This is a genomic window from Endozoicomonas sp. YOMI1 (assembly GCF_024606345.1).
Classification (GTDB): domain Bacteria; phylum Pseudomonadota; class Gammaproteobacteria; order Pseudomonadales; family Endozoicomonadaceae; genus Endozoicomonas.
In genome coordinates, this window is record NZ_JAHHPM010000030.1 from 1 (window position 1) to 1661 (window position 1661).

Annotated in this window: 1 protein-coding gene; it reads right to left on the reverse strand. The window is 41.1% G+C overall.

Annotated features, from left to right (window positions below; genetic code table 11):
• On the reverse strand, positions 1-1243 hold a 1243-nt coding region (locus KDK15_RS01100), incomplete at its 3' end, for a hypothetical protein (RefSeq protein WP_257293520.1).
• Between the last annotated feature and the right edge of the window lie 418 nt (positions 1244-1661).

A 1661-nucleotide genomic window follows, 5' to 3' on the forward strand; every position in this document is an offset into this window, starting at 1 on the left:
GCAACAGGGTTGTCTGGTGTCTGGTTTTGTAAAGTAGCAGTTTAATTTGTAATTCTGGATCAGCAATCTGCTCCCAGAGAAATTCAGCCAAGCACATTTTTTTCCTGTTCATGGCATCTACAATCGGAGTTTGCTCTTGCTGTCGTGTCATGTCCTTATGATCGGTACGGTCGATTGTCTGATCCCAAATACATCGATCACCGGCAATTATCAGATCCCGGTGGTTATCGTCCATATCAAGCAGCATGTTTTCTATATATTCTTTATCAGACGTACGAAGCAAGTCTTGATTAAGAAGCCACTGTTGAAGGAAGGAATGGCCTTCCAATGTGCAAATCGACAGCACCTTAAACCTCAGTAATGGATCACTGAGTGTCGTGCAGAGAGTGCCAATTTTATCAAGCTTCTTAAGTTCAAGGCACTTTTGCATCAGTGAATTACCCGTTTCCGCTTGCGCTGTTAAAAGCTCAGCTTTCTGAGCATCATCCAATGTTTCAGTCAGTATCAATACCAATTTATCACTATAAACTGGTGTTATTTTGCAGGCCCATAGCAAAGGAGACTCATTGGATTTTCCGGTAAAAAGGACAGCGTCAAAGCGGTCCTGCTTAGTCAGGGTATCTAACAGGTATTTAATACGTTGATGGTATTCTTGTCGAGTTAGCAGGGACCTTGGTGCATAGGGCCTTGCATGATCATTGCACATGAACTGTAGTAAGCTTTGATCAATGTCGGCCCCCCCCTTCAGGAGTTTTTCTATCAATTCTCTGTTTTCATGAATGACGGTATCTAACAGATAGGTACTTTTGTTATAAAGACAGGCAAATGCAAGGGGAGGAGCAAGATCATTTATGGGTTGGGTGACCATCTCCAAAAGGGTTTGCCTATCTAATTTCTCTTCCAGCTTCTTGAATAATGGCTCATCCATAACACAGCATACTAGATGTAATAACGTTCCGTTGTCATCGAAAGATTCTAAAAGTGCATGCCGGAGTTCTTCCGAGGGTAGTCGATCAAATAAAACCCGAAAAAAAATTCTGCCTGCCTTTTTGGAAGGGACGGCCATTTCCAGAAGTGAATTCTCAGTTCCACGTTTTTCCCCGTATAGAGTGGGCCGGGTAACAATGAACAGGCTTTGAATCTGAACATCACTGAGAGCATTTAACTGTGCCTCAATCTCCAAGTGTTTTTGTTGCGCCAGGGATTGATAGATACACTCGAAATGATCACTCCATGGAATCATTTTATTGGGAGTATTGGTTTTCGAGTAGAAAAAAGGTGTAAGACTGGTGATTGACCTGTCATTAATTTTTTCTTCAGGGCGGCATGTTACAGCAGGGTCTAATACTTGCCGCTTTAATAGGTCCGAATCCTCTGAGGTTATTACCTCCAGTTCCCTTTTTAAGCCTTTAATTTTTAAGTTGTTTTCTGAAATCGAATGCTCTTTTGATTCAGTATTTGAACTGACTGAGAGACTTGAATTTAAGCGCATATCCATAAAAAAATTCTTTATTAACTGTTACACAATGATTAAAAAATCCGGGACTCGTGAAGGTAAACTTTATGATGGAATATCACTTAGGAATTGACCCGTAATAATTTGCATATTTCTGAGTTTCAAAACTACGTTCGTCCTGAGCCTGTCGAAGGGCGTGAACTCT